Here is a 24,222-nt window from a genome sequence, read left to right on the forward strand (position 1 = left end):
CGCGAACCTTCACTATAGGTGTACCTGAGGTGGCTGCTGGTGAAGTTCTTTGCGCCCTGTTACCGGCGCTCGGGCTACAATGGCGCCTTTGATCCGAAAGGCAGGTGTGCGCAGTGACTGATGTGGCAGGGGCTTCGAAATCCACCGTGGGGACGCTGTACGTGGTCGCGACCCCCATTGGCAACCTCGACGACATGAGCGCCAGGGCGTTGAAGGTGTTGGCTAACGTCGCCCTGATCGCCGCCGAGGACACCCGGCACTCGATCCGCCTGCTGCAGCATTTCGGCATCGATACGCCGCTGGCAGCCTGTCACGAGCACAATGAACGGGACGAAGGCGGGCGTTTCATCACCAAGCTTCTGGCCGGTGAAGATGTGGCGCTGGTTTCCGATGCCGGTACGCCATTGATTTCCGACCCTGGTTACCACCTGGTGCGCCAGGCGCGAGCCGCCGGCGTCGATGTGGTGCCTGTGCCTGGCGCCTGTGCGCTGATTGCCGCGCTTTCGGCGGCCGGGCTGCCCTCTGATCGGTTCATTTTCGAAGGCTTCCTCCCCGCCAAAAGCGCAGGCCGCCGTGCCCGGCTCGAACAGGTGAAGGAAGAGCCGCGTACGTTGATTTTCTACGAGGCGCCCCATCGCATTCTTGAGTGTCTGGAGGACATGGCGCTGGTGTTCGGTGCCGAGCGCCCGGCGTTGCTCGCGCGTGAGCTGACCAAAACCTTCGAGACCCTCAAAGGCTTGCCGCTCGGGGAGCTGCGCGAGTTCGTGGCGGGTGACAGTAACCAGCAGCGCGGCGAGTGCGTGGTGTTGGTCGGTGGCTGGAGTGCGCCGGAGGGTGAGGCGGCGATCAGCGTCCAGGCGCAGCGTGTACTGGACCTGCTTTTGGCCGAATTGCCGCTCAAGCGTGCGGCGGCCCTGGCGGCGGAGATAACCGGCGTGCGCAAGAACCTGTTGTATCAGGCGGCACTGGAAAAGCAGAAAGCGCAGTAGTGGCGCTTTGATATAATTGCGGTATTGCTTGTTCTTGAGCGCAGCTGCCGTTAACCTTGGCGCCGGAGAGTCGATCGGACAGTCGCTGCCCGCTTTGGTTCCGCAACTTTTGTTGCGTAACGGCGGGGGGAGGAAAGTCCGGGCTCCATAGGGCAGAGTGCCAGGTAACGCCTGGGAGGCGCGAGCCTACGGAAAGTGCCACAGAAAATAACCGCCTAAGCACTTCGGTGCCGGTAAGGGTGAAAAGGTGCGGTAAGAGCGCACCGCACGTCTGGCAACAGTTCGTGGCTAGGTAAACCCCACTCGGAGCAAGACCAAATAGGGTTCCATCAGGCGTGGCCCGCGTCGGAACCGGGTAGGTTGCTAGAGGCGTCCAGTGATGGCCGTCGTAGAGGAATGACTGTCCTCGACAAAACCCGGCTTACAGATCGACTCTCCACCTCTCCTCCCTTCTGCTTGATCGATGGCAGAGCGCGTTTGTAATACCGAAAAGATCTTACTCTTCATAAATCACTTTAAGTTCAAACGGTATCCGTTTGAGTGGGTTTGATTTTTCACGTTTTTTTTTACCCTCTGTAGTCCTTCCTCCTTCCTTTATTGAGCTAAATCTCGGTCCTGTAAGGGTTTTCCCTATGAACGCGCCTTGACGGTGCAGCGGACGGATTCCTATAGTGTGCGCAAGTGGCAGAAAGTGGGATGAAGTGGGTTTTCTGGCACAAAAAAGCTACCATTGTGGGGAATCGCAGCCGTGTTCCGCGGAGCCAACGCCGTCAGCCTCGATGCCAAGGGCCGTCTCGCCATGCCGAGCCGGTACCGTGACGAGCTCGATTCGCGTTGCCATGGTCAGCTGATCGTGACCATCGACGCCGTCGACCCCTGCTTGTGCGTTTACCCCCTCGATGAGTGGGAACAGATTGAAGCCAAGTTGCGTGCCTTGCCGTCGTTGCGTGAGGAAAACCGCCGCCTGCAGCGTTTGCTGATCGGTAATGCGGTTGACCTGGAGCTCGACGGCAGTGGCCGTTTCCTGGTACCGCCCCGCCTGCGGGAGTACGCCAAGCTGGACAAGAAGGCGATGCTGGTGGGGCAGCTGAACAAATTCCAGCTGTGGGATGAGGATGCCTGGAACGCAGTTTCGGCAGCCGACCTTGCAGCTATCCAACAACCGGGCGCCATGCCCGACGATTTACGTGACCTGATCCTGTGACCATAGATAGCGGCTTCAACCACATCACCGTCCTGCTCGACGAAGCTGTCGAGGCATTGGCCCTGCGCGCCGACGGTTGCTATCTCGACGGCACCTTCGGCCGCGGCGGGCACAGCCGTCTGATCCTCAGCAAGCTCGGGCCGGATGGTCGGCTGCTGGGCTTCGACAAAGATCCTCAAGCGATTGCCACGGGGCAAGCGCTGGCGGCCGAAGACGGCCGCTTTGTCATTGTGCAGCGCAGTTTTGCCGAACTGGGCGCTGAAGTGGCCGAGCGAGGCCTGGCTGGCAAGGTCAGCGGTATCCTGCTCGATCTGGGCGTGTCCTCGCCCCAGCTGGACGACCCCGAGCGGGGCTTCAGTTTCCTCAATGACGGCCCGCTGGATATGCGCATGAACCCCGACCAGGGCATCAGCGCTGCCGAGTTCATCGCCACCGCGCCGGTCGAGGAAATTGCCCGCGTGTTCAAAGAGTATGGCGAGGAGCGTTTTGCCGGCCGCATGGCGCGCGCCGTGGTAGAGCGCCGCGAAAAGCAGCCGTTCACCCGGACTGCGGACCTGGCCGAAGTGCTCAAGGTCGCCAACCCTGCCTGGGAAAAGGGCAAGAACCCGGCAACCCGTGCCTTCCAGGGCCTGCGCATTCACGTCAACAACGAACTGGGCGATCTTGAGGCCGGCCTTGAGGCTGCACTCGAGGCGCTGGAAGTCGGCGGCCGTCTGGCGGTGATCAGCTTCCATTCGCTGGAAGACCGTATCGTCAAGCTGTTCATGCGCAAACTGGTCAAGGGTGAAGCGGACAACCTGCCGCGCAACCTGCCGGTTCAGCACAAGGCCTTCGAGCCGAAAATCCGTCTGATCGGCAAGGCTCAGTTTGCTTCCGAAGCCGAGCTCAAGGCCAACCCGCGGTCGCGCAGCGCCGTGATGCGGGTGGCGGAGAAGCTTCGGTGAGCCGGCTATTTGCCAAGCCTTTGCCAGGCGGAAGCTTCCTGATGCTTCTGCTGTTCGTTGGCGTGCTTGTTTCGGCCATTGCCGTGTCGTACAGCGCCCATTGGAATCGCCAGTTGCTCAACACCCTGTACGGCGAGTTGAATGAGCGCGACAAGGCCCAGGCCGAGTGGGGCCGGCTGATCCTCGAACAAAGCACCTGGACCGCTGCCAGCCGCATCGAGAACCTGGCTTCCGAGCAACTGAAGATGCACGTGCCTGCCGCCGACGAAGTACGGATGGTGGCGCCATGATGAAGCTCGAAGGTGCACTCTACCCCTGGCGCTTCCGCGTGGTGATCGGCCTGCTGGCGTTGATGGTCGGCGCCATCTGCTGGCGCATCATCGACTTGCAGGTGGTCGACCGTGACTTCCTCAAGGGCCAGGGCGATGCCCGCAGCCTGCGTCATATTCCTATTCCGGCACACCGAGGTCTGATTACCGACCGTAATGGTGAGCCCTTGGCCGTCAGTACGCCTGTCACCACCTTGTGGGCCAACCCCAAGGAAATGCAAGCGTCCAAGGACCGCTGGCCGCAACTGGCCGCCGCATTGGGGCAGAACGCCCAGCAGCTGAGCGAGCGCCTGACCCAGCAGGCCAGCAAAGAATTCATCTACCTGGTCCGCGGCCTGACCCCGGAGCAGGGGCAGCATGTGCTCGACCTGAAAGTGCCGGGTGTATACGGCCTCGAAGAATTCCGCCGCTTCTATCCCGCCGGTGATGTCACCGCTCACATGGTCGGTTTCACTGACCTGGATGACCATGGCCGCGAAGGGGTAGAGCTGGCCTACGATGAGTGGCTGGCCGGGGTGCCCGGCAAGCGGCAAGTGATCAAGGACCGGCGTGGCCGCTTGATCAAAGACATTCAGGTAACCAAGAACGCCAAGGCCGGCAAGACCTTGGCGTTGTCCATCGACCTGCGCCTGCAATACCTGGCCACGCGCGAGCTGCGTAACGCAATCGCCGAGCAGGATGCCAAGGCCGGCAGCCTGGTGATCATGGACGTCAAGACCGGTGAGGTCCTGGCGATGGTCAATCAGCCGACCTACAACCCCAACAACCGCCGCACCATGTTCCCGTCGGCGATGCGTAACCGGGCGATCATTGACGTGTTCGAGCCAGGCTCTACGGTCAAGCCGATCTCCATGAGCGCCGCATTGGAGAGTGGGCGCTGGAAGCCCACCGACAAGGTCGAAGTCTACCCGGGCAGCCTGCAGATCGGCCGCTACACCATCAGGGACGTGTCCAGGAGCGAGGGTCCGATCCTCGACCTGACCGGCATCCTGATCAACTCCAGTAACGTGGGCATGAGCAAGATCGCCTTCGATATCGGCGGCGAAGCCATCTACCGGGTCATGTCCCAGGTCGGCCTTGGCCAGTACACCGGCCTTGGGTTCCCGGGCGAGCGGGTTGGCAACCTGCCCAACCATCGTGAGTGGCGCAAGGCCGAAACCGCGACCTTGTCCTATGGCTACGGCGTCTCGGTTACCGCCTTGCAGCTGGTGCATGCCTATGCGGCGCTGGCCAACGACGGGAAGATGGTGCCGCTGTCGATCCTCAAGGTCGACAAGGTCCCGGAGGCAGTCCAGGCCATTCCAAAGGACACCGCCAAAACCGTGCAAGGCATGTTGCAGCAAGTGATCGAGGCGCCGCGTGGGGTGTTCCGCGCCCAGGTGCCGTTCTATCACGTGGGCGGCAAGTCTGGTACCGCGCGGAAAGCCACAGTGGGCTCCAAGGGCTACACCGAAAACGCCTACCGCTCGCTGTTCGCCGGCTTCGGCCCGATGAGCGACCCGCGTTACGCCATTGTCGTGGTCATCGACGAGCCGAGGAAAGGCGGTTATTTCGGTGGCCTGGTATCGGCGCCGGTGTTCAGCAATGTCATGTCGGGCACCCTGCGGCTGATGAATGTGCCGCCAGACAACCTGCCACCGCCTGCCGACCCGCAACAAGTCAATGCAGCACCCGCCAAGGGAGGGCGTGGATGATGACAATGCCACTGAGCAAGCTTTTCGCCCACGCCAGTCGCGACCCGCTGATCCGTGAGCTGACCTTGGACAGCCGTGCTGTGCGCGCAGGTGACCTGTTCCTGGCCGTGCCGGGCGCCAAGGTCGATGGCCGTGACCATATCAGCGACGCGCTGGCCCGCGGTGCCGCTGCGGTCGCCTACGAACAGCAGGGCACCCATGTGCTGCCGATCACCGATGTGCCGCTGATCCCGGTCAAAGGCCTGATCGCTCAGCTGTCGGATATTGCCGGCCGCTTCTACGGCGAGCCGAGCCGTCAGCTGAACCTGGTCGGGGTTACCGGTACCAACGGCAAGACCAGCGTCACTCAACTGGTGGCCCAGGCGCTAGATGCGCTTGGCCAACGGTGCGGCCTGATCGGTACCCTGGGTACCGGATTTTATGGTGAGTTGCAGAGCGGCCGGCTGACCACGCCAGATCCGATTGCGGTGCAGTCGACGCTGTACGACCTGAAAAAGGCCGGGGCCAAGGCCGTGGCGATGGAAGTATCCTCGCATGCCCTGGAACAGGGGCGTGTCGCCGCGCTGGAATTCGATATCGCGGTGATGACCAACCTGTCCCGTGATCATCTGGACTATCACGGCAGCATGGAGGCCTACGAGGCCGCGAAGGCCAAGCTTTTCGCCTGGCCTAGCCTGCGTTGCCAGGTGGTCAACCTGGATGACGGTTTCGGCCGTCGTCTGGCGGCTGATTTTGCCCGTCGTCCGAGTGTCGACCATATCGAGACGCGTCTGCTCAGCTACAGCCTGGAAAACCCCGACGCTTCTTTGTATTGCCGTGAAGCCAGGTTCGATGACGATGGCGTACGGGCCATCATCGTCACCGCCCAGGGTGAGCGTACCTTGCGCAGCCAACTGCTGGGCCGTTTCAACCTGAGCAACATGCTCGCGGCCGTGGCGACCTTGCTCGCGCTGGATTATTCGCTGGACGAAATCCTCAAGGTCACCGCGCAGTTGAAAGGCCCGGTGGGGCGCATGCAGCGTCTTGGCGGCGGTCAGAAGCCGTTGGTGGTGGTCGATTACGCGCACACCCCTGACGCCCTGGAACAGGTACTCCAAGCCCTGCGCCCGCACGCCCACGGTCAGTTGCTGTGCCTGTTCGGTTGTGGTGGCGATCGCGATCGGGGCAAGCGTCCGCTGATGGCCGAAGTGGCCGAGCGCCTGGCTGATCGTGTACTGGTCACTGACGATAACCCTCGTACCGAAGACCCGCAGGCGATCTTCAACGACATTCGCCCCGGTTTTGTCCGCCCCGCCGACGTCGAGTTCGTCGCGGGCCGCGGCGAGGCCATCGCACACCTGATCGCTTCTGCTGCCGCTTCGGACGTCATCGTCCTGGCAGGCAAGGGGCATGAGGATTACCAGGAGATCAATGGCCAACGCCATGATTTCTCTGACTTGGTCGAAGCCGAAAAGGCACTTGCAGCCTGGGAGGCTCCACATGCTTAAGCCCATGACACTCAGCCAGCTGACCGCAGCGCTGAGCGCTCGCCTGGTCGGCGCCGACGCCAGCTTCAGCGGTGTCAGCATCGACAGCCGCAGCGTCGGCGCCGGGCAGTTGTTCGTCGCCCTGGTGGGGCCGCGTTTCGACGGCCACGACTACCTGGCCGATGTGCAGGCCAAGGGCGCCGTGGCAGCGCTGGTGGAGCGTGAAGTGGCCGATGTCGACTTGCCGCAGCTGGTGGTTGCCGACGGCCGTCTGGCCCTTGGCCAGCTCGGTGCGCTGAACCGTGCCAGCTACGACAAGCCGGTGGTCGCCATCACCGGCTCCAGTGGCAAGACCACGGTCAAAGAGATGCTTGCCTGCATCCTGCGTACCCGTGGCCCTGTTCATGCCACCCGTGGCAACCTGAACAACGACCTGGGTGCACCGCTGACCCTACTGGAAATTGCCCCCCAACACAGCGCCGCCGTCATCGAGCTGGGCGCTTCGCGCATTGGCGAGATCCGCTACACCGTGGGCCTCACCCAGCCACAGGTAGTCATCATCAACAATGCCGGTACAGCCCACGTCGGCGAGTTCGGCGGGCCAGAGAAGATCGTTGAAGCCAAGGGCGAGATTCTCGAAGGGCTGGGCGAGGGCGGCACTGCCATCCTCAATCTGGACGACAAGGCCTTTGCCATCTGGAAGGCGCGCGCGGGTGCCCACAAGGTCATCAGTTTTGCCCGCAGCGACGCCCGCGCCGACTTCCATGCCACCGACATCGGTCGCGACGCGCGGGGTTGCCCGTCGTTCACACTGCACGGCGCCGGTGCATCGGTGGCCGTGCAGCTCAATGTGCTCGGTGAGCATAACGTCAGCAACGCCCTGGCCGCTGCCGCCGCCGCGCATGCCGTTGGTCTGACCCTGAGCGGCATTGCCGCGGGCCTTAACGCCATGCAGCCGGTCAAGGGCCGTACCGTGGCGCAAATCGCCCCGAGTGGCGTGCGCGTGATCGATGACAGTTACAACGCAAATCCCACCTCGATGTGCGCGGCCATTGATATACTCGCCGGCTTTTCCGGGCGCACCGTTCTGGTGCTGGGGGATATCGGCGAGCTGGGGCAGTGGGCGCAAGAAGGTCACCATCAGGTGGGCGATTACGCTCGCGGCAAGGTCGATGCCCTGTATGCAGTGGGTACCAACATGACACATGCGGTCAAGGCGTTCGGCGCCAATGGCCGTCATTTCGCAACTCAAGCTGAGCTGATCGAGGCCGTTCGCGCCGAAACTGCCAGCAATACCACTATCTTGATCAAGGGCTCGCGCAGCGCTGCGATGGAAAACGTCGTGGCTGCACTGTGCGGTGCCAGCGGGGAGAAACATTAATGCTGCTGCTGTTGGCTGAGTATCTGCAACAGTTCCACAAAGGCTTCGCGGTCTTCCAGTACCTGTCCCTGCGCGGGATCCTTGGCGTACTGACCGCGCTGTCGCTGGCGCTGTGGCTGGGCCCGTGGATGATCCGTACCCTGCAGATCCGCCAGATCGGTCAGGCCGTCCGTAATGACGGCCCGCAATCGCACTTGTCCAAATCCGGCACGCCAACCATGGGTGGTGCCTTGATCCTGTCTGCCATTGGCATCAGCACCCTGCTGTGGGCCGACCTGTCCAATCGCTATGTGTGGACGGTACTGATCGTCACGCTGCTGTTCGGCGCCATCGGCTGGGTCGACGACTACCGCAAGGTGATCGAAAAAAACTCGCGCGGCCTGCCTAGCCGCTGGAAGTACTTCTGGCAGTCGGTGTTCGGCCTGACGGCGGCGATCTTCCTGTACCAGACGGCTCCCACCACTGTCGAAACCACCCTGATCGTGCCATTCCTCAAGGATGTCACCATCCCGCTGGGCATCGGCTTCGTCATCCTGACCTACTTCGTCATCGTCGGCTCCAGCAATGCGGTCAACCTGACCGATGGCCTCGATGGCCTGGCGATCATGCCGACGGTAATGGTCGGTGGTGCGCTGGGCATCTTCTGCTACCTGTCGGGTAACGTGAAGTTCGCTGAGTACTTGCTCATTCCTTATGTACCGGGCTCGGGTGAACTCATCGTGTTCTGCGGCGCGCTGATCGGCGCCGGCCTGGGCTTCCTGTGGTTCAACACCTATCCGGCCCAGGTGTTCATGGGCGACGTCGGTGCGCTGGCGCTGGGCGCCGCGCTGGGCACCATCGCCGTGATCGTGCGCCAGGAAATCGTGCTGTTCATCATGGGCGGCATCTTCGTGATGGAAACCCTGTCGGTGGTGATCCAGGTCGCCTCCTTCAAGCTGACCGGCAAGCGCGTGTTCCGTATGGCACCGATTCACCACCATTTTGAACTCAAGGGCTGGCCTGAGCCGCGGGTGATTGTCCGTTTCTGGATCATCACCGTGATTCTGGTGCTGATCGGCCTTGCAACCCTGAAACTGAGGTAGACGAGCGTGTCACTGATCGCTTCCGACCAATTCCGCATCGTTGTCGGCCTCGGCAAGAGCGGCATGTCCCTGGTTCGCTTCCTGGCGAACCAGGGCATTGCCTTTGCGGTCGCCGACACCCGCGAGCAACCGCCGGAACTGGACACCCTGCGCCGTGATTACCCGCAGGTGGAAGTACGCTGTGGTGAACTGGACGTGGATTTCCTGTGCCGCGCCAACGAACTGTACGTGAGCCCCGGCCTGGCACTGGCCACGCCGGCCCTGCAGCAGGCGGCGGCGCGTGGCGTGAAGCTGTCCGGTGACATCGAACTGTTCGCCCGCCATGCCAAGGCGCCGATCGTGGCCATCAGTGGCTCCAATGCGAAAAGCACGGTAACCACCCTGGTCGGCGAGATGGCTGCCAAGGCCGGCAAGCGCGTGGCCGTCGGCGGCAACCTGGGGACACCTGCCCTGGACTTGCTCAGCGATGACATCGAGCTGTACGTCATGGAACTGTCCAGCTTCCAGCTGGAAACCACCGACCAGCTCAATGCCGAAGTGGCCACCGTGCTGAACATCAGCGAAGACCACATGGACCGCTACAGCGGCCTGCCGGCCTATCACCTGGCCAAGCACCGGATATTCCGTGGCGCGCGCCAGGTGGTGGTCAACCGCCAGGATGCCCTGAGCCGGCCGTTGCCGGTCGAAGGGCGCCCGTGCTGGAGCTTTGGCCTGAATCAGCCGGACTTCAAGGGTTTCGGCCTGCGTGAAGTCGAGGGTGAGAAGTACCTGGCTTTCGAGTTCCAGGCATTGCTGCCGGCCCGTGAGCTGAAAGTGCGTGGTGCCCACAACCAGAGCAACGCATTGGCGGCCCTGGCCCTGGGGCATGCTGCCGGTCTGCCGTTCGAGCCGATGCTCGAGGCCCTGCGCGAATTCGGCGGCCTGCCTCATCGTTGCCAGTGGGTGCGTGCGCGCAACGGTGTGAACTGGTACGACGATTCCAAGGCGACCAACGTCGGCGCGGCCCTGGCCGCCATCGAAGGCCTGGGCGCGGATATCGACGGCAAGCTTGTGCTGATCGCCGGTGGCGACGGCAAGGGTGCCGATTTTGCCGCCTTGCGTGAACCGGTAGCCCGCATGTGCCGCGCCGTTGTGCTGCTCGGTCGCGATGCGCAGCGCTTGGCCGAAGCGCTGGGTGATGGCGTGCCGCAGGTGCGGGTCAAGACGCTGGACGAAGCCGTGCAGCAATGCGCCGAGCTGGCCCTGCCGGGGGACGCCGTGTTGCTGTCGCCGGCGTGTGCCAGCCTGGACATGTTCAAGAACTTTGAAGAACGCGGGCGGCTGTTCGCCCAGGCGGCGGGAGGGCTGGCATGATCTTCGGCATCCTCAAGCCGTACCCGTCGCCGCTGGTCAGTGGCCGTGGCATCGACCTCGACTTCGCCTTCCTGGCTGGCTGCCTGGCGCTGCTGGGCCTGGGCCTGGTGATGATCACGTCGGCGTCGTCGGAAGTGGCCGCAGCACAGTCAGGTAACCCGCTGTACCACATGTACCGCCATCTGGTTTACGTGGCCATTGGCCTTGTCGCCTGTGGTGCGACGCTGCTGGTACCGATCGCCACATGGCAGCGCATGGGCTTCATGATGCTGGTGGGCGCCTTTGGCCTGCTGGTACTGGTGCTGGTGCCTGGCATCGGTCGTGAGGTGAACGGCTCGATGCGCTGGATCGGCTTCAGCTTCTTCAACGTCCAGCCTTCGGAGATCGCCAAGGTCTTCGTGGTCATTTATCTCGCCGGCTACCTGGTACGTCGGCAGACCGAAGTACGCGAAAGCTGGATGGGCTTTTTCAAACCGTTCATCGTGCTGCTGCCAATGGCCGGCCTGCTGCTGATGGAGCCGGACTTCGGTGCCACCGTGGTCATGATGGGCGCTGCTGCGGCCATGCTGTTCCTCGGCGGCGTAGGGTTGTTCCGCTTCAGCCTGATGGTGGCGCTGGCGGTGGTCGCCGTATTCGTACTGGTGCAGGCGCAGCCGTACCGGATGGCGCGCCTGATCACCTTTACCGACCCCTGGTCCGACCAGTTCGGCTCTGGCTACCAGTTGACCCAGGCACTGATCGCTTTCGGCCGCGGCGAGTGGCTGGGCGTAGGGCTGGGCAACAGTGTGCAAAAGCAATTCTACCTGCCTGAGGCGCACACCGACTTCGTGTTCTCGGTACTGGCCGAGGAGTTGGGCGTGGTCGGTTCGCTGGTGACCATCGCGCTGTTCGTGTTCGTGACCGTTCGCGCGCTCTATATCGGCCTGTGGGCCGAAAAGGCCAAGCAGTACTTTGCCGCCTATATGGCATTTGGCCTGGCATTCCTGTGGATTGGCCAGTTCCTGATCAACATTGGCGTGAACGTCGGCTTGCTGCCGACCAAGGGCCTGACCTTGCCTTTCCTCAGTTACGGGGGCAGTTCCCTGGTGATCTGCTGTGCCTGCGTCGGTCTGTTGCTGCGTATCGAATGGGAAAGCCGCACGCACCTGGGCAGCGAGGAGCACGAATTCAGCGAAAGCGATTTTGCCGAGGAGACCAGTCATGGCCGCTGACGGCAAAAACGTACTGATCATGGCGGGCGGCACTGGGGGCCATGTGTTCCCGGCCCTGGCGTGCGCACGTGAGTTCCAGGCGCGCGGCTATACCGTGCACTGGCTGGGCACCCCCCGTGGCATCGAGAATGAACTGGTCCCTCAGGCCGGCTTGTCGCTGCACCAGATCCAGGTCAGCGGTTTGCGTGGCAAGGGCAAGCTGTCGCTGCTCAAGGCGCCGTTCACCCTGGTCAAGGCCGTGCTCCAGGCGCGGCGGATCATTGGCCAGCTCAAGCCGGTCTGCGTGATCGGCTTCGGTGGCTATGTGACCGGCCCTGGCGGCGTCGCCGCGCGCCTGTGCGGTGTGCCGCTGGTGATTCACGAACAGAACGCCCGCGCCGGTACCGCCAATCGCTTGCTGGTGCCGTTGTCGGCACGCGTTTGCGAGGCTTTCCCAGGCACCTTCGAAGCGGGCGACAAGCTGCGTACCACCGGCAACCCGGTGCGCCCCGAGCTGTTCATGGACGCGCAGCGTGCGCCCTTGGGCGAGCGCCGTGCCCGCCTGCTGGTCATGGGTGGCAGCCTGGGTGCGGAACCATTGAACAAATTGTTGCCTAAGGCCCTGTCCGAGGTGCCCGCTGACCTGCGGCCCGAGGTGTTCCATCAGGCCGGCAAGCACCACGCGCCGATCACCGCCGAGCGCTATCAAGAAGCGGGTGTCGAGGCTCAGGTAGAGCCGTTCATCACGGACATGGCCCACGCCTACGGCTGGGCTGACCTGGTGGTGTGCCGGGCCGGTGCCCTGACCGTCAGCGAGCTCGCGGCGGCCGGCCTGCCTTCGATGCTGGTGCCTTTGCCCCATGCCATCGACGACCACCAGACCCATAACGCCCAATATCTGGCTCGGGAAGGCGCTGCCTTCCTCATGCCACAAGCGACAACTGGCGCAGCGCAACTCGCTGAACGCCTGAACGAGGTGCTGATGCAACCCGAGAAACTCAACACCATGGCACGCACCGCAAGGAGCCTTGCCAAACCATCCGCAACCAGCACCGTGGTCGATATCTGCCTGGAGGTGGCCCATGGTTGAAAGCCAGAAAGCCATGCCCCAGCCAAAGATGGGCCGCATTCATCGCATCCACTTCGTCGGTATCGGCGGCGTGGGTATGTGCGGTATTGCTGAAGTGCTGCTGAACCTGGGCTACGAAGTGTCCGGCTCGGACCTCAAGGTGTCGCCGGTCACCCAGCGCCTGGAGTCGTTCGGTGCCGAGATCTTCGTTGGCCACCGCGCCGAAAACGCCGCCAATGCCGATGTGCTGGTGGTGTCCAGCGCCATCAACCCGGCCAACCCGGAAGTCGCCACTGCGCTCGAGCGGCGTATCCCGGTGGTGCCGCGTGCCGAAATGCTCGCAGAGCTGATGCGCTATCGCCATGGCGTGGCGGTTGCCGGCACCCATGGCAAAACCACCACCACCAGCCTGCTGGCCTCGGTGTTTGCCGCAGGTGGGCTGGACCCGACTTTCGTGATCGGTGGCCGCCTGACCGCTGCCGGCACCAATGCGCAGTTGGGTACCAGCCGCTACCTGATCGCTGAAGCCGACGAAAGCGATGCCAGCTTCCTGCACCTGCAGCCGATGGTTGCCGTGGTCACCAACATCGACGCCGACCACATGGCCACCTACGAGGGTGACTTCAACAAACTGAAGAAAACCTTCGTCGAGTTCCTGCACAACCTGCCGTTCTATGGCCTGGCCGTGATGTGCCTGGACGATCCTGTGGTGCGCGAGATCCTGCCGCAGGTCAAGCGCCCGACCGTGACCTACGGTTTCAGCGAAGAGGCCGACATCCGGGCGATCAACGTCAGCCAGAAGGGCATGCAGACCCACTTCACCGTGCTGCGCCGTGATCGTGAGCCGCTTGAAGTGTCGGTCAACATGCCGGGCAACCACAACGTGCTCAATGCCCTGGCGACCATTGCCATCGCCACCGACGAAGGTATCAGCGACGAAGCCATCGTGCAGGGGCTTTCCGGCTTCCAGGGCGTTGGCCGACGGTTCCAGGTATACGGCGAACTGCCGGTTGAAGGCGGCAGCGTGATGCTGGTCGACGACTACGGCCACCACCCGACCGAAGTGGCGGCGGTGATCAAGGCCGTGCGCGGTGGCTGGCCAAGCCGTCGCCTGGTCATCGTCTACCAGCCACACCGATACAGCCGCACCCGTGACCTGTATGACGACTTCGTGCAGGTACTGGGCGATGCCAACGTGCTGCTGCTGATGGAGGTGTACCCGGCCGGTGAAGAGCCGATACCCGGTGCCGACAGCCGTCAGCTGTGCCACAGCATTCGCCAGCGCGGCAAGCTGGACCCGATCTACATCGAACGTGGCGCCGAGCTGGCGCCGCTGGTCAAGCCGCTGCTGCGTGCCGGTGACATCCTGCTGTGCCAGGGTGCCGGCGATGTCGGTGGCCTGGCCCCGCAATTGATGAAAAGCCCGCTGTTCGCTGGCGCCAAGCAGGAGAAGTCTAAATGACCAGCGCCTACGAAAAACTGCATTCGACCCTGGACGTCAAGGCGTTCGGCCGCGTCGCTGTCCTCTACGGTGGCAAGAGCGCCGAGCGTGAAGTCTCGCTCAAGTCGGGCGCTGCCGTGATCGAGGCGCTGCGCAGCGCCGGTGTCGACGTGGTCGCCATCGACGTGGGCGACGACCTGCTGGCCCGCCTGCAAAGCGAGAAGATCGACCGCGCCTTCATCATCCTGCACGGCAGGGGTGGCGAGGATGGCAGCATGCAAGGGCTGCTGGAGTGTCTGGGTGTCCCTTACACCGGCAGTGGCATCCTCGCCTCGGCCCTGGCGATGGACAAGCTGCGGACCAAACAGGTGTGGCAAAGCCTGGGCATTCCGACCCCGCGTCATGCCGTGCTGGCCAGCGCAGAAGATTGTGTTGCAGCCGGTACGGAACTGGGCTTCCCGCTTATCGTCAAACCTGCCCATGAAGGCTCTAGCATCGGCATGGCCAAGGTGAACAGCGAGCAGGAACTGGTTGCTGCCTGGCAAGACGCCGCCCAATACGATTCTCAGGTGCTGGTCGAGCAATGGATTCACGGCCCGGAGTTCACCATCGCCGTTCTGCGTGGCCAGGTGCTGCCGCCGATCGCTTTGGGCACCCCGCACGTGTTCTACGACTACGACGCCAAATACATCGCCAATGACACCCAGTACCGCATCCCGTGCGGGCTGGACAGTGCCAAGGAACAGGAGCTCATCGACCTGACCGCACGCGCCTGCAATGCCATCGGCATTGAAGGCTGGGGCCGTCTGGACGTGATGCAGGACGAGCAGGGCCGGTTCTGGCTGCTCGAAGTAAACACCGCACCGGGCATGACTGATCATAGCCTGGTGCCCATGGCGGCCCGCGCGGCCGGCCTGGACTTCCAGCAGTTGGTGCTGGCGATCCTGGCCGAAAGCGTAGCGACGCGAGGTTAACAAACCATGCAAGGCGCAATGATACGTCAGCAGCAACCCGTTACCGGCCGTAGCAAGCCGGTGCCGCGTGGTGCCAGCCGACTGGTGGCCGACGAGCCCGTATCGGCGCGCCTGCCGCGGCCCAGCCTGGGCGGCCTCAAGCGCCTGCTGTGGCCGGTGTTGCTGGTGGCCGCAGGCTTTGGCGCCTACGAGGGCGCCATTCGCCTGATGCCGTACGCCGACCGGCCGATCACCAAGATCGACGTGCAGGGCGACCTCAGTTACATCAGCCAACAGTCGGTGCAGCAGCGGATCGCGCCATACGTGGCAGCGAGCTTCTTCAGCGTCGACCTGCCAGCGATGCGAGCCGAGCTCGAGCAGATGCCATGGATCGCCCACGCCGAAGTACGGCGGGTTTGGCCGGACGAGGTGGTGATTCGCCTGGAAGAACAGTTGCCGGTCGCCCGCTGGGGGGAAGAAGCCTTGCTCAACAACCAGGGCCAGGCCTTCACCCCGCGCGAGCTGGCCAACTATGAGCATCTTCCGCAGTTGGCCGGGCCGCAGCGTGCCCAGCAGCAAGTCATGCAGCAGTATCAGGTATTGAGCCAGATGCTGCGCCCCCTGGGCTTTTCCATCGCTCGCCTGGAGCTGCGCGAGCGTGGCAGCTGGTTCCTGACCACCGGTGCGGGCAGCACCGGGCAGGGCGTCGAGCTGCTGCTGGGGCGCGATCATCTGGTGGAGAAAATGCGCCGTTTCATTGCCATTTACGACAAGACACTCAAAGAGCAGATCACCAACATTGCCCGCATTGATCTGCGTTATGCCAACGGACTTGCCGTTGGTTGGCGGGAACCGAACGCACCGACGACGGCCCAACCCGCCGTTGCGAAGAATTAGAGAGAGGCAGGACCATGGCAAACGCGCATAGCGGCAAAATGATCGTCGGGCTGGACATTGGCACCTCCAAGGTGGTGGCGCTGGTGGGTGAAGTTGGCGAAGACGGTACCCTGGAGATCGTCGGGATCGGTACCCACCCTTCTCGCGGCCTGAAGAAGGGCGTGGTGGTGAACATCGAATCCACCGTGCAGTCGATCCAGCGCGCAGTGGAAGAAGCACAGCTGATGGCTGGTTGCCGCATCCACTCGGCTTTCGTCGGTGTGGCCGGTAACCATATCCGCAGCCTGAACTCCCACGGCATCGTCGCCATCCGCGACCGCGAGGTCAGCCTTGCCGACCTCGAACGTGTGCTGGACGCTGCACAGGCCGTGGCCATTCCGGCTGACCAGCGCGTGCTGCACACCCTGCCGCAAGACTACGTGATCGACAACCAGGAAGGCGTGCGAGAGCCGCTGGGCATGTCGGGTGTGCGCCTGGAAGCCAAGGTTCACGTGGTCACCTGCGCGGTCAACGCGGCGCAGAACATCGAGAAATGCGTGCGCCGTTGTGGCCTGGAAATCGACGACATCATCCTCGAGCAACTGGCCTCGGCCTACTCGGTGCTGACCGACGATGAGAAAGAGCTCGGCGTGTGCCTGGTGGACATCGGTGGCGGCACCACCGACATCGCCATCTTCACCGAAGGTGCGATCCGCCATACGGCGGTCATCCCGATTGCCGGTGACCAGGTCACCAACGACATCGCCATGGCCCTGCGTACACCCACCCAGTACGCCGAAGAAATCAAGATCCGTTACGCCTGCGCCCTGGCCAAACTGGCCGGCGCCGGCGAGACCATCAAGGTGCCGAGCGTGGGCGACCGCCCACCGCGCGAACTGTCGCGCCAGGCCTTGGCTGAAGTCGTGGAGCCTCGTTACGACGAGCTTTTCACGCTGATCCAGGCCGAGCTGCGCCGCAGCGGCTACGAGGACCTGGTGCCGGCCGGCATCGTCCTCACCGGCGGCACCGCCAAGATGGAAGGCGCCGTAGAGCTGGCAGAAGAAATTTTCCACATGCCGGTACGCCTGGGCGTACCGCACAGCGTTCGGGGGCTGAGCGACGTGGTGCGCAACCCGATCTATTCCACCGGCGTGGGCTTGCTCGCGTACGGCCTGCAGAAGCAGTCCGAAGACCTGCCCCTGACCGGTAACAGCAGCAGCAACAGCTATGGCGATGAACCGAAGGCCCCAGTGCTTGAGCGCTTCAAGCGGTGGGTTCAGGGCAACTTCTAAGTTTCAAAGCAGTAGTGGTAGGCGCGACAACTAGAGAACTGAAAGGAGAGGGAAAATGTTCGAGCTCGTAGACAACGTCCCGCAAAGCCCGGTCATCAAAGTGATCGGTGTCGGCGGTGGCGGCGGCAACGCCGTCAACCACATGGTCAAGAGCAGCATCGAAGGTGTGGAGTTCATCTGCGCCAACACCGATGCTCAGGCGCTGAAAAACATCGGCGCGCGCACCATCCTGCAATTGGGTACCGGGGTCACCAAGGGCCTGGGTGCCGGTGCCAATCCGGAAGTCGGCCGTCAGGCTGCGCTGGAAGACCGTGAGCGCATCGCCGAGGTGCTGCAGGGCACCAACATGGTGTTCATCACCACCGGCATGGGCGGCGGTACCGGTACCGGTGCGGCGCCGATCATCGCCGAAGTGGCGAAGGAAATGGGCATTCTCACGGTTGCCGTGGTGACCCGTCCGTTCCCGTTCGAAGGTCGCAAACGTATGCAGATCGCCGATGAAGGCATCCGCATGCTGGCCGAGAGCGTCGACTCGCTGATCACCATTCCCAACGAGAAGCTGCTGACCATCCTGGGCAAGGATGCCAGCCTGCTGTCCGCCTTTGCCAAGGCTGACGATGTACTGGCCGGTGCCGTTCGCGGTATTTCCGACATCATCAAGCGCCCTGGCATGATCAACGTCGACTTCGCCGACGTGCGCACCGTGATGGGTGAGATGGGCATGGCGATGATGGGTACCGGTTGCGCCAGCGGCCCGAACCGTGCTCGCGAAGCCACCGAGGCGGCAATTCGCAACCCGCTGCTCGAAGACGTCAACCTGCAGGGCGCTCGCGGCATCCTGGTGAACATCACCGCAGGCCCTGACCTGTCGCTGGGCGAGTACTCCGATGTGGGTAGCATCATCGAAGCCTTCGCCTCCGACCACGCGATGGTCAAGGTCGGCACCGTGATCGACCCGGACATGCGCGATGAGCTGCACGTGACCGTGGTGGCCACTGGCCTGGGCGCGCGCATCGAGAAGCCGGTCAAGGTGGTCGACAACACCCTGCAGACCGCTCAGCAGGCGTACGAGGCCTCTAACCCGGCCCCTGTTCGTCAGGAGCAGCCAGCGGTCAATTACCGTGACCTGGAGCGTCCGACCGTGATGCGCAACCAGGCCCACGCAGGCGCTGCCGCAGCAGCTAAACTCAACCCTCAGGATGACCTGGATTACCTGGATATCCCGGCCTTCCTGCGTCGTCAGGCCGATTAATGGAATTTATCAGGGGTATAAGGGTGATTGGTGTTCAGCAAAGGCCGGGTCTGTTATCATCCTCAGCCTTTGTTGATACCTGTTCGCAATTTGCGCTGAAGCGGCCAATGCCATGATTAGACAACGCACCCTGAAGAATACCATCCGTGCCACAGGCGTCGGCCTGCACTCCGGGGAGAAGGTCTATCTGACCCTCAAGCCTGCGCCTGTCGATACCGGCATCGTCTTCCGTCGCGCCGACCTCGACCCTGTGGTCGAGATCCCGGCACGTGCGGCCAACGTCGGTGAGACCACCATGTCCACCACGTTGGTCAACGGTGGCGTCAAGGTCGATACCGTCGAGCACCTGCTTTCCGCCATGGCGGGGTTGGGCATCGATAACGCCTACGTCGAGCTCTCCGCCTCGGAAGTTCCGATCATGGATGGCAGCGCCGGTCCCTTCGTATTCCTGATTCAGTCTGCCGGCCTGGAAGAACAGGAGGCAGCCAAGAAGTTCATCCGCATCCTGCGTGAAGTGACAGTGGAGGAGGGCGACAAGCGCGCTACCTTCCTGCCTTTCGAGGGGTTCAAGGTGAGCTTCGAGATCGACTTCGATCACCCGGTCCTCAAGGGCCAGACCCAGAGCGCCGTCGTCGACTTCTCCAGCACCTCGTTCGTCAAGGAAGTCAGCCGCGCCCGCACCTTCGGTTTCATGCGTGACATCGAGTACCTGCGCAAGCACAACCTTGCGCTCGGTGGCAGTGTCGAGAACGCCATCGTCGTCGATGAGACCGGCGTACTTAACGAAGACGGCCTTCGCTCCGAAGACGAATTCGTCAAGCACAAGATCCTCGACGCCATCGGCGACCTGTACCTGCTGGGCAACAGCCTGATTGGCGAGTTCAAGGGCTACAAGTCCGGGCACGCGCTGAACAACCAGCTGCTGCGTAAGCTGATCGAGGAAACCGACGCCTGGGAAGTGGTCACTTTCGAAGATGCCAGTACGGCACCGATCTCTTATATGCGCCCTGTTGCGGCCGTGTAAGTTCGAACACTCTCTCTAGTGATTGAGGCCACCTTCGGGTGGCCTTTTTTATGTGCTGAGTTTCCCAGGCATCCTTGGGGGCGTCATGCGTCGTCGCTATCTGTGTCGTGGGCGCTCAGGACAGCATGCGTTTTCAGCAGGATGAAATCGATGTAACTGTGGTCCTGCGAGGTGAATTCCACGCGTGTGATTGGCTTGCCGCTGGGCGAGCGGAACCTCACCAGGAAGTGCTGGGGTGTGCCGTCACTCTCAAGGTTGATTGTTCTCAGCGGATCTGTCTCAGTCGAGGTGAAGAAACTTACTGACCCTGTGTAATGAATCAGGCTCCAGGCGAACGCCATGTACCCATATTCACCGTTCAGGTCCAGTGCTACTTTACTCTCGTCCGAGCTTTGGCCTTTGGAGAGCACAAGTGCCTTTCCTTCCGCCCTGTTTTCAACGGGTTGATTGACGATCTCAATGCCAGTTTTAGCTCCATACTTGCTGCTCACATGGCGCAGCGTTAGGTGCGGAAGTACGAGTGATTGCCCGGGTAGAATAAGCTGTTCGCCTTCAGGCTGTTCTTCGAAATTGATGTGAAGTACGTGCGGATAAATGCGGATATCGTCGAGAGCGAAATGCACATGTGTATTGTCAGGTTCGAAGCTGCCAAGCGTCAGGGTATGAGTCGGGGCGGTAGCGCGGAAGTCGACAACGAAACGTTGCCAGTCGTGGTGGTTTTCAAGCGTTGAGTGGTGCTGGACAGTGTCGTCTATGTACCAGGTGAGGTGCGGGACGGGGTCCTTGGGGAACCGCTTGACACGCAGGCTGATGGAGTAGAGGTGTCCCGGGATCAGGCCGCTTATTGTCTTCTGGATCAGCAGCACGCCATCATGTTGGGGAAGCGGTGGAAGGTTCGCTGGCGAGTTATATTCAACATAGATATTGCTTTCATTTGCGGTGTTGAATGTGAGTGAGTGCTTGCTGCGAATGGCGTTCCAGCCGTTGTATTCTTTTTCAGTGAAAGTTGTGTGTTCGCTATAGTCGGTCGTGGGCATGGTCATGGCGCAGCTCCTAGGTTGAGAACGCTCAATAAACCATCTCCAAAATTTACCGGCTACTGGTAAAATTATCAGTCGCAAAATACCGTTTTTTGCGTGTTTTATGCTGAAGGCTTTGTGGCGCGTGAAGCATTGCTGGCCAAACGCTCCAGTGCCGCGCGCAACTTTTCGTCGGTAATGCCTTCGGCAGAACCGCGAATGCTCTGCGCGGCATTGACGGACAACTCCGTGGTATTTGTACCGCGTTTGGCCGGCACCAGCGGTGGCTGCACTTTAAACAGGATGCGCCTGAGGTTGCCGAACGCCTCCATGGCCTGCAATGCCGCCAGCAGGCGCTTCTGCTGATAGCGCAGGCGTGTGGCCCAGTGCCCGTCCGTCACCACCAGCAACAGTGTGCCATCGCGCCACGAAGCCACATGGCAGTGCTCGCGGGCAGCCGGTTGCAACTGGCTTTCCAGCAGGCGCTGCAGGTGCGCCAGGCGTTCGGCCTGGTTCAGCAACAGGCGCAGCGGGCGCACCTGGCGCAGCAGTGCCGAAGGAGGCTGGGCGGGGGAGGGTTTGTAGGCCATTGGGCGTCGCATCGGGTTACAAGACTGGCAGTCTAACACCTCCACCGGCCTCCCTGCCGGCGCCCTGGCCATCGCACGCCGGCCGGACAAGAGTCATTCTCGATACGTTTCATGATGCTCCGGGTTGAACTCAGCGAAAATGCCCTTATCTTAGAAAACGCCCCGCCTAAGCGCTGTGCCAGCATCGTGGAAATCCACCACTTTCCTCACCATCGTTTCCGGGTAGAATGCTCGTTCGCATGCGGCCCAAGGGCTGCACGGGCGACTCATGGGGCCGCCCTCCATCCCTACGTGTGGAAGATCCTGCCGATATGTTTGCGCCTTTGTTAAAGAAACTTTTTGGAAGCAAGAACGAGCGTGAAGTGAAACGCATGCTCAAGACGGTGAACATCGTCAATGCCTTCGAAGAGAAAATGGTCGCCCTCTCCGATGAGCAACTGCGCGCCAAAACCGCAGAGTTCAAGGAGCGTCTGGCCAAGGGCGAGACACTGGACCAACTGCTGCCTGAAGCCTTCGCCGTGGCCCGTGAAGCCGGCAAGCGCGTGATGGGCATGCGCCACTTCGATGTTCAGCTGATCGGCGGCATGACCCTGCACGAGGGCATGATCGCAGAAATGCGCACCGGTGAAGGCAAGACCTTGGTCGGTACCCTGGCCGTTTACCTCAACGCCCTTTCCGGCAAAGGGGTGCACGTGGTCACGGTCAACGACTACCTGGCCCGCCGCGACGCCAACTGGATGCGCCCGTTGTATGAGTTCCTCGGCCTGTCGGTCGGCATCGTCTCGGCCTTCCAGCCGCCAGAGGAAAAACGCGCTGCCTATGCGTCCGATATCACCTACGGCACCAACAACGAATTCGGTTTCGACTACCTGCGCGACAACATGGCTTTCAGCCTGGACGAGAAATTCCAGCGTGAACTGAATTTCGCCGTGATCGACGAAGTCGACTCGATCCTCATCGATGAAGCCCGTACGCCGCTGATCATCTCCGGCCAGGCCGAAGACAGTTCCAAGCTGTACATCGAGATCAACCGCCTGATCCCGCGCCTGACCCAGCACATCGAAGAAGTCGAAGGCCAGGTCACCCAGGAAGGCCACTTCACCATCGACGAGAAAAGCCGCCAGGTCGAACTCAACGAAGCCGGTCACCAGTTCATCGAAGAGATGCTCACCCAGTCCGGCCTGCTGGCCGAAGGCGAGAGCCTCTATTCGTCGCACAACCTGGGCCTGCTGACTCATGTCTATGCCGGCCTGCGTGCGCACAAGCTGTTCCACCGCAACGTCGAGTACATCGTTCAGGACGGTCAGGTCCTGCTTATCGACGAGCACACCGGCCGGACCATGCCTGGCCGTCGCCTGTCCGAAGGCCTGCACCAGGCCATCGAGGCGAAAGAAAACCTGAACATCCAGGCCGAGAGCCAGACCCTGGCGTCGACCACCTTCCAGAACTATTTCCGCCTGTACACCAAGCTGTCCGGCATGACCGGTACCGCTGACACCGAAGCGTTCGAGTTCCAGTCGATCTACGGCCTGAACGTGATGGTGATCCCGCCGAACAAACCGCTGGCGCGTAAGGATTTCAACGACCTGGTGTACCTGACCGCGGACGAGAAGTACGCCGCGATCATCGCCGACATCAAGGAAAGCATGACCCAGGGCCGTCCGGTGCTGGTGGGTACTGCGACCATTGAAACCTCCGAGCACATGTCGAACCTGCTGAAGCAGGAAGGCATCGAGCACAAGGTCCTGAACGCCAAGTACCACGAAAAGGAAGCCGAGATCATCGCGCAAGCGGGGGCTCCGGGTGCACTGACCATCGCCACCAACATGGCCGGTCGTGGTACCGACATTCTGCTGGGGGGTAACTGGGAATCCGAAGTGGCTGCCCTGGAGAACCCAAGCCCCGAGCAGATCGCCCAGATCAAGGCCGACTGGCAGAAGCGACACCAGCAGGTGATCGAGTCCGGTGGCCTGCACGTGATCGCCTCCGAACGCCACGAGTCGCGCCGTATCGACAACCAGCTGCGTGGCCGTTCCGGCCGTCAGGGCGACCCGGGTTCCAGCCGCTTCTACCTGTCGCTGGAAGACAGCCTGATGCGTATCTTCGCCTCCGATCGGGTGAAGAATTTCATGAAAGCACTGGGCATGCAGTCCGGTGAGGCCATCGAACACCGCATGGTCACCAACGCCATCGAAAAGGCGCAGCGCAAGGTCGAAGGCCGCAACTTCGATATTCGTAAGCAACTGCTCGAATACGATGACGTGGCCAACGAACAGCGCAAGGTGATCTACCACATGCGCAACAGCCTGCTGGCTGCCGAGAACATCGGTGACACCATCGCCGAGTTCCGCCAGGAAGTGCTCGATGCCACCATCAACCAGCACATCCCGCCGCAGTCGCTGCCCGAGCAGTGGGACGTGGCCGGCCTGGAGGCTTCGCTGGCCAGCGACTTCGCCATCAAGCTGCCGATCCAGCAGTGGCTCGACGAGGACGATCACCTCTACGAGGAGACCCTGCGCGAGAAGCTGTTGAAGGAAATCACCGACGCCTACAACGAGAAGGAAGATCAGGCCGGCATCGACGCCCTGCGTACCTTCGAGAAGCAGATCCTGTTGCGCGTGCTGGACGACCTGTGGAAAGACCACCTGTCGACCATGGACCACCTGCGCCACGGCATTCACCTGCGTGGTTACGCGCAGAAGAACCCGAAGCAGGAGTACAAGCGCGAATCCTTCACCCTGTTCCAGGAATTGCTCGAGTCGATCAAGCGCGACACTATCCGTGTGCTGTCACACGTTCAGGTACGCCGCGAAGACCCGGTCGAAGAAGAAGCCCGACTGCGCCGCGAAGCCGAAGAACTGGCCAGCCGCATGCAGTTCCAGCACGCCCCTGCGCCCGGCCTTGAGAGCGAGCAACTGAGCGAAGAAGGTGCCGAAGTGGCGGTCGCCGTGGCTCCGGTACGCAACGATCAGAAGCTGGGCCGCAACGAGCCGTGCTGGTGTGGCTCGGGCAAGAAGTTCAAGCATTGCCATGGTCAGATCGAGTGATCTGAACGGGCGTTTGTAAAAGCCGGG

At 62.1% G+C, this 24,222-nt stretch carries 20 protein-coding genes and 1 other RNA gene; 19 read left to right on the plus strand and 2 right to left on the minus strand.

The window, feature by feature from the left end; translation table 11 throughout:
• Positions 1 to 113: 113 nt before the first annotated feature.
• From rsmI to lpxC, 18 genes are all read left to right on the plus strand, one after another.
• On the plus strand, positions 114 to 989 hold the full coding sequence (rsmI, locus tag JNA92_RS11120) for a 16S rRNA (cytidine(1402)-2'-O)-methyltransferase (protein WP_347269619.1): 876 nt from the start codon (positions 114 to 116) through the stop codon (positions 987 to 989).
• 66 nt (positions 990 to 1,055) lie between these two features.
• Positions 1,056 to 1,429: RNase P RNA component class A (gene rnpB, locus JNA92_RS11125), an RNA gene on the plus strand.
• Positions 1,430 to 1,737: 308 nt separating this feature from the next.
• The gene (mraZ, locus tag JNA92_RS11130; protein ID WP_241804713.1) at positions 1,738 to 2,193 is read left to right on the plus strand and encodes a division/cell wall cluster transcriptional repressor MraZ; all 456 of its coding nucleotides are present in this window, start codon (positions 1,738 to 1,740) and stop codon (positions 2,191 to 2,193) included.
• Entirely contained in the window at positions 2,190 to 3,137 is a 948-nt protein-coding gene (gene rsmH, locus JNA92_RS11135) for a 16S rRNA (cytosine(1402)-N(4))-methyltransferase RsmH (RefSeq protein ID WP_418942031.1), read from the plus strand. The genes mraZ and rsmH overlap by 4 nt, the downstream gene beginning before the upstream one ends.
• Entirely contained in the window at positions 3,134 to 3,427 is a 294-nt protein-coding gene (gene ftsL, locus JNA92_RS11140) for a cell division protein FtsL (protein WP_012312861.1), read from the plus strand. Before rsmH ends, ftsL begins: the two co-directional genes overlap by 4 nt.
• Positions 3,427 to 5,160: a peptidoglycan D,D-transpeptidase FtsI family protein gene (locus JNA92_RS11145; protein ID WP_241804926.1), complete on the plus strand. Its 1,734-nt coding sequence runs from the start codon at positions 3,427 to 3,429 to the stop codon at positions 5,158 to 5,160. Before ftsL ends, JNA92_RS11145 begins: the two co-directional genes overlap by 1 nt.
• Positions 5,157 to 6,647: a UDP-N-acetylmuramoyl-L-alanyl-D-glutamate--2,6-diaminopimelate ligase gene (gene murE, locus JNA92_RS11150; RefSeq protein WP_241804714.1), complete on the plus strand. Its 1,491-nt coding sequence runs from the start codon at positions 5,157 to 5,159 to the stop codon at positions 6,645 to 6,647. The genes JNA92_RS11145 and murE overlap by 4 nt, the downstream gene beginning before the upstream one ends.
• On the plus strand, positions 6,640 to 8,007 hold the full coding sequence (locus JNA92_RS11155) for a UDP-N-acetylmuramoyl-tripeptide--D-alanyl-D-alanine ligase (RefSeq protein ID WP_241804715.1): 1,368 nt from the start codon (positions 6,640 to 6,642) through the stop codon (positions 8,005 to 8,007). The genes murE and JNA92_RS11155 overlap by 8 nt, the downstream gene beginning before the upstream one ends.
• Positions 8,007 to 9,089: a phospho-N-acetylmuramoyl-pentapeptide-transferase gene (gene mraY, locus JNA92_RS11160; protein ID WP_241804716.1), complete on the plus strand. Its 1,083-nt coding sequence runs from the start codon at positions 8,007 to 8,009 to the stop codon at positions 9,087 to 9,089. Before JNA92_RS11155 ends, mraY begins: the two co-directional genes overlap by 1 nt.
• 6 nt (positions 9,090 to 9,095) lie before the next feature.
• Complete coding sequence (murD, locus tag JNA92_RS11165; protein ID WP_241804717.1) at positions 9,096 to 10,442, plus strand: UDP-N-acetylmuramoyl-L-alanine--D-glutamate ligase; 1,347 nt, start codon at positions 9,096 to 9,098, stop codon at positions 10,440 to 10,442.
• Complete coding sequence (ftsW, locus tag JNA92_RS11170) at positions 10,439 to 11,653, plus strand: putative lipid II flippase FtsW (RefSeq protein ID WP_277818126.1); 1,215 nt, start codon at positions 10,439 to 10,441, stop codon at positions 11,651 to 11,653. Before murD ends, ftsW begins: the two co-directional genes overlap by 4 nt.
• Positions 11,643 to 12,722 carry an undecaprenyldiphospho-muramoylpentapeptide beta-N-acetylglucosaminyltransferase gene (murG, locus tag JNA92_RS11175; RefSeq protein ID WP_241804718.1) on the plus strand — a complete coding sequence of 360 codons (1,080 nt, stop codon included), beginning with the start codon at positions 11,643 to 11,645 and terminating at the stop codon, positions 12,720 to 12,722. The genes ftsW and murG overlap by 11 nt, the downstream gene beginning before the upstream one ends.
• Positions 12,715 to 14,163: a UDP-N-acetylmuramate--L-alanine ligase gene (murC, locus tag JNA92_RS11180; RefSeq protein ID WP_046784854.1), complete on the plus strand. Its 1,449-nt coding sequence runs from the start codon at positions 12,715 to 12,717 to the stop codon at positions 14,161 to 14,163. The genes murG and murC overlap by 8 nt, the downstream gene beginning before the upstream one ends.
• Positions 14,160 to 15,116: a D-alanine--D-alanine ligase gene (locus JNA92_RS11185; RefSeq protein ID WP_241804719.1), complete on the plus strand. Its 957-nt coding sequence runs from the start codon at positions 14,160 to 14,162 to the stop codon at positions 15,114 to 15,116. The genes murC and JNA92_RS11185 overlap by 4 nt, the downstream gene beginning before the upstream one ends.
• A 6-nt stretch (positions 15,117 to 15,122) precedes the next feature.
• The gene (locus tag JNA92_RS11190; protein ID WP_241804720.1) at positions 15,123 to 15,992 is read left to right on the plus strand and encodes a cell division protein FtsQ/DivIB; all 870 of its coding nucleotides are present in this window, start codon (positions 15,123 to 15,125) and stop codon (positions 15,990 to 15,992) included.
• A gap of 14 nt (positions 15,993 to 16,006) precedes the next feature.
• Entirely contained in the window at positions 16,007 to 17,263 is a 1,257-nt protein-coding gene (gene ftsA, locus JNA92_RS11195) for a cell division protein FtsA (protein ID WP_012312872.1), read from the plus strand.
• A gap of 55 nt (positions 17,264 to 17,318) precedes the next feature.
• Positions 17,319 to 18,515 (plus strand): cell division protein FtsZ, encoded by a 1,197-nt coding sequence (gene ftsZ, locus JNA92_RS11200; protein WP_003251871.1) that lies wholly within the window; start codon positions 17,319 to 17,321, stop codon positions 18,513 to 18,515.
• Positions 18,516 to 18,627: 112 nt separating this feature from the next.
• On the plus strand, positions 18,628 to 19,539 hold the full coding sequence (gene lpxC, locus JNA92_RS11205) for a UDP-3-O-acyl-N-acetylglucosamine deacetylase (RefSeq protein ID WP_241804721.1): 912 nt from the start codon (positions 18,628 to 18,630) through the stop codon (positions 19,537 to 19,539).
• An 83-nt stretch (positions 19,540 to 19,622) separates the two neighbouring features.
• On the opposite strand, the gene JNA92_RS11210 is transcribed toward lpxC, so the two are convergent.
• Positions 19,623 to 20,582, minus strand: a complete 960-nt coding sequence (locus tag JNA92_RS11210) for a hypothetical protein (protein WP_241804722.1) — start codon at positions 20,580 to 20,582, stop codon at positions 19,623 to 19,625.
• Between the two features lie 98 nt (positions 20,583 to 20,680).
• On the minus strand, positions 20,681 to 21,148 hold the full coding sequence (locus JNA92_RS11215) for a DUF721 domain-containing protein (RefSeq protein ID WP_241804723.1): 468 nt from the start codon (positions 21,146 to 21,148) through the stop codon (positions 20,681 to 20,683).
• Between the two features lie 311 nt (positions 21,149 to 21,459).
• Between JNA92_RS11215 and secA the strand changes: the two genes are divergently transcribed.
• The gene (gene secA, locus JNA92_RS11220) at positions 21,460 to 24,195 is read left to right on the plus strand and encodes a preprotein translocase subunit SecA (protein WP_241804724.1); all 2,736 of its coding nucleotides are present in this window, start codon (positions 21,460 to 21,462) and stop codon (positions 24,193 to 24,195) included.
• Positions 24,196 to 24,222 lie beyond the last annotated feature (27 nt).

It is taken from the genome of Pseudomonas putida (assembly GCF_022627325.1).
GTDB classification, from domain to species: Bacteria; Pseudomonadota; Gammaproteobacteria; order Pseudomonadales; family Pseudomonadaceae; genus Aquipseudomonas; species Aquipseudomonas putida_X.